The 4,031-nt window shown below is 33.6% G+C and carries 3 protein-coding genes; 2 read left to right on the top strand and 1 reads right to left on the bottom strand.

The genetic code is table 11. The annotated features are described in order from the left end of the window. Positions 1 to 285 precede the first annotated feature (285 nt). Both ESU54_RS17535 and ESU54_RS17530 read left to right on the top strand, forming a co-directional pair. Positions 286 to 1,191, top strand: a complete 906-nt coding sequence (locus ESU54_RS17535; RefSeq protein ID WP_111845970.1) for a hypothetical protein — start codon at positions 286 to 288, stop codon at positions 1,189 to 1,191. Between the two features lie 7 nt (positions 1,192 to 1,198). Further along, the gene (locus ESU54_RS17530) at positions 1,199 to 2,188 is read left to right on the top strand and encodes a C40 family peptidase (RefSeq protein WP_111845971.1); all 990 of its coding nucleotides are present in this window, start codon (positions 1,199 to 1,201) and stop codon (positions 2,186 to 2,188) included. Positions 2,189 to 2,378: 190 nt separating this feature from the next. Here the strand turns inward: ESU54_RS17530 and ESU54_RS17525 are convergent, their stop codons facing one another. Next, complete coding sequence (locus ESU54_RS17525; protein ID WP_111845972.1) at positions 2,379 to 3,710, bottom strand: tyrosine-type recombinase/integrase; 1,332 nt, start codon at positions 3,708 to 3,710, stop codon at positions 2,379 to 2,381. Between the last annotated feature and the right edge of the window lie 321 nt (positions 3,711 to 4,031).

Below are 4,031 nucleotides of genomic sequence, written 5' to 3'. Positions count from 1 at the left end.
TCGATAAAAATTGTGCGCTGGAACGCGCTCACTCAAACGGAAATCGTTGAAGAGCTTTTCTTGGTAGATCTTTTTTCCTTGCATACCATGAAATTAAGGAAAATTGGTAACTTGTGCAACAGGCACAATGTATAACCGCAATTACGGCGGATTCGACTGCGTCCGAATCCACGCGTAATTGCTACCGTCGGTGCTTATCCGAAAAACAATAAATTTAATTCCGTAACTGCGGTTATACTTAACGTTAGGCGTAATTATCCCCGACAGAAAGATATTACATAATAAATGGAATTTATATCCGACAAAGACGAAAAGTATGTCCTTATCTCCAAACAGAGTGACTTGGATGAATTAATTGATCGATTTACCCAACGAGAATTATTTGCTTATCAATTTAGATTTTCTGAAAGAGACTATTTTATTGGCTTGCTTGAGGCATTAAAAATTAATTACGAAGACTTTACAGAAAAATATTTCCACTTTGACAGTCTTCGAAAACTTCACATCTCGGAAAGTGAATTCGGATATGTCTGGATTAGTACTTACGGTTTAGTTGCAAAAAATAGGGCGACCACGAATCGTGCTGTTAACTCTTGTGTAAATCAATACACAGTGGTGAAACTCCTATTAGAAAAAGCGATTGCAACTGTTCAAAATGAAAAAGTATATGACGTAGACTCTTACGGATTCGGATATTTAAGTACGCTTTCACCTGCTTTATTTCACAATCTAATATTTTATGTTGAAGTGTTTTGTAAAGCTTACCTTTCACTAACTGGCGTTGAGGCTAAGCACACACACAAATTATCATTAATCTACCAAAAAACCGTAGAAACGATGATAAGTAAAAATCATAATAATTCGATGTTTCAAGCTCTAATATTGGATCAACTTTATAAGTTAGTTGCCCATGTTGGCAGTATTCCCGGTGACTTCAGGGAACAATTTATTAAATATGATGATAATCCCTTGGATGACACAACTATCATATTTCAGCCAGACGATCTCATTGGAATGATGAATGTGATCGAAATATCCAATGACTTTATCAATGACTATTTTTACATCGGAACAAAAACATACTTTCTCGAATCAGGATTTTATAAAAAACTGTTAGGTAAAGCGATGACCGAAGAGAAAAAGAAAAAGATAAAAGACATGTATTCTCATCTTGCTAACGGAAAGAAATAAATACAAAATGAAATATATTATAGACTTAGACAAGTTAAAGTATGGGGACATCATTTTAACAAGAAGCAATGACAGAACTTGTCTAAAAATAAGAGAATACGCGAAAAGTAATTATTCTCATGCTTTAGTATATAAAGGAAATAAAAGTTGTCTTGAATCGAATGCATTTGGTGTCCAGTCTGTAAACCCACAGAGATTAATTTTCGAAAACCAAGATGATGCGGTTGTTATGAGATTTAAGTCACCAAAAGAAGTACATTTCCTTGAATCCGGGTTAGCCAAGGCAGCAGTAAAGGTAGGAATGTCTTATGCTTCTAGACACGAACTCATGAAATCGTATCTTGACATCTTAGAAAAAGCAAATGAAAAGACGCGGCAATTTTGTACGCGTTTTGTGGCTCAAGTTTACGATGACAGTGGAATTAAAATCGTGTCGAATTCAGATTATTGCTCCCCAGCTGATATTGAAAATAGTTCTTCATTGATACAAATAAAAAATATTCTGAAGGAAGGAAGTGATGCCGAGATAGAATTGGCTTTAGAAAAAGAAACTTTAATTGACTCTCAAACGGATTCGACTTTTATTTTCTTGGAAAGCGTTAGGAAATTGACCAGTTTAGATATTCAGACTTTTGATGACGTCGACAACTTCTTATTGGAAAACCCTGAAAAGGATGGTGAGATAAATGATTTAATAAACAACTCAGACTATTTTCGTTTAGGAGATTTAGAAAAAGAAAAGAACATTTTGACATATGATCCTGAGACGTTTTTGCAACATTATGGAATTGAGTGTGTAAAAACTTCGTCTGAGGAAATTCAAAATGAGTTAGTAAGAGCTTATAATTTTAAAATGGCTATAGAGAAATATAAAAAATTATTTGAAAAAACTAAATTGGAATATTTTGCTTCTCACATGAGGTGTTACGAAAGACAATTAGAACTAAGTCACGAGAGATATACCGTATTTGAAACAATTCTGGCATGGATAGAATAACTACGCCTAACACAGGTTTTGCGTTAGTGGGCGGACAGTGAGATTAGAAACATTTGAGCAATTAATAAACTTTGGTGCTGGCAGACAGTTTTCGGTTTCAAAAGCCCACCAACGCAAAGCCCAAAACGTTGGGCTACATTAAAAAGGAATAGCCTAATTACACCGCAGGCACTTCAGTACTTTGATTATTTTAAAAATTTATAACGCTATCCAATGCATCATCTGCATCTCTATTGATAAAGTTGGCCTGGTAGTTTAAGGTCGTTTTGAGATCGCTATGACGATACAGCTTTTGAAGCATCAAAGGATGAATCCTATCTCCAGCAATATTTCCAAAACTATGCCGTGCTATATGATTAGATAGGTTTTTGTCTATATCACAAAGTAGTGCAATACGCTTCAAATATTTATTAAAAAGTTTTGTGGCATTTCTTTTTTTCACATAAATCTCTTCTAAATTAGATGGATCCACATCCTTCAAAAAAGGAAAAACATAACCATTATTTTCTTTTATGGTTTTTTTATAGAGTGTTAGAATAGCCATAGCCTTTTCTGGAATTTTGAGACTTACGGGTTTTTCATTTTTTTTCATTATATAAAACAATCGGTCATTCTTAAAGTCAGCCCATTTGAGTTGGAGTAAATCGGAAATACGGATTCCAGCAAAATAAAAAGCTACAAGCCAAATATTCTGAGTATGCCATATAACAGAATAGTTTTCAAGTTCTAAACCCTCTATAAGCTCTATTTCTTCTATGGTCAAACCAATTTTATTGCTTGATCCTATTCTTATTTTTATTTTTTCCCCAGCAAATGGATAGTATTTTGAAGCAACAATACCTTCTTTTATGGCAAGATTAAAGAGAGTTCTTAAATAAATCTGTTGATTGGTTATGGTCCGTGTTTTTTGGTTAAGATATACGGAGCAAAAAGTTTTATATTTCTCGATGAAAGCCTCATCAATATCTTGGAAACTGAGTGTCTTGTTTTTTTTAAAATGGGCGACAGAATCCATAAATGAGTGCTCATATTTTCTGCCTCGACTGATACGGGTTCTTCTTCTTTCTTGAATGCCTATAATATTTTGGGCTTTTGACAAAGAAGTTCTTAGATTTAAAAATTCTTCTAAATTATAAAGGATTGATAATTCCGATCTGGCCACAGAAAAAATACCCCGGTCATACTTACTTTGAATTCTATTTACGGCAACCGCAAAAAATGATTCTCCCGCTCTGACTCCTTTCACCTTTTTCTTCATTTCCTTACTTGAAAAGCCATCATTGATTTCAAAGGAAATATTATTCGCCTCAACTAATTTAGTCATTAAGAAATTGTTCATTTTTAATGAATTAGGATGCGTCCTTTTTACTTTTCCCTGCTCATCATCCCAATCCTTTTCTAGTACATATTGCCCTAAAAAGCAATAATTAGTTTTGTAATCTTTACTAATGCGCAAAGCCAAGGGTGCTGAACCATCCTTTCTTTGCTTATTCTTGCGTCTCACAATTTTTATAGCGGCCATAATATCACATAATTATAATAACATAAAGATAATCAAACATTTTAAAAAAGGGTACAGAATAGGTACAGAATAATTTGATTTTAGATAGTTTTTAATAATATCAAAAAAAATGAAAGCAGCTGTAAGTCATTGATCTAAGGGATGTTTATTAAAATTACTCATATTAATGTCAAGGTTCATAACCCGGAGGTCGGGGGATCGTGCCCCCCTCTCGCTACTTAAATCCCCAAGAATAAATTCTATGGGGATTTTTTTATGGAAGAATTCGTTACATATATTCTTTATTCGAAAAAGTACCATAAAATCTATATTGGTTACTCT

The organism is Aequorivita antarctica (assembly GCF_007997155.1).
GTDB classification, from domain to species: domain Bacteria; phylum Bacteroidota; class Bacteroidia; order Flavobacteriales; family Flavobacteriaceae; genus Aequorivita; species Aequorivita antarctica.
The sequence above is the reverse complement of the archived record's forward strand: the minus strand, read 5'-3'. Positions and strand labels throughout refer to the sequence as shown.

Bases quoted from the DNA above. Each gene is read 5' to 3' on its own strand.
- ESU54_RS17525 (WP_111845972.1), bottom strand. From the start codon at position 3,710: ATGGCCGCTATAAAAATTGTGAGACGCAAGAATAAGCAAAGAAAGGAT.
- ESU54_RS17535 (WP_111845970.1), top strand. From the start codon at position 286: ATGGAATTTATATCCGACAAAGACGAAAAGTATGTCCTTATCTCCAAA.
- ESU54_RS17530 (WP_111845971.1), top strand. From the start codon at position 1,199: ATGAAATATATTATAGACTTAGACAAGTTAAAGTATGGGGACATCATT.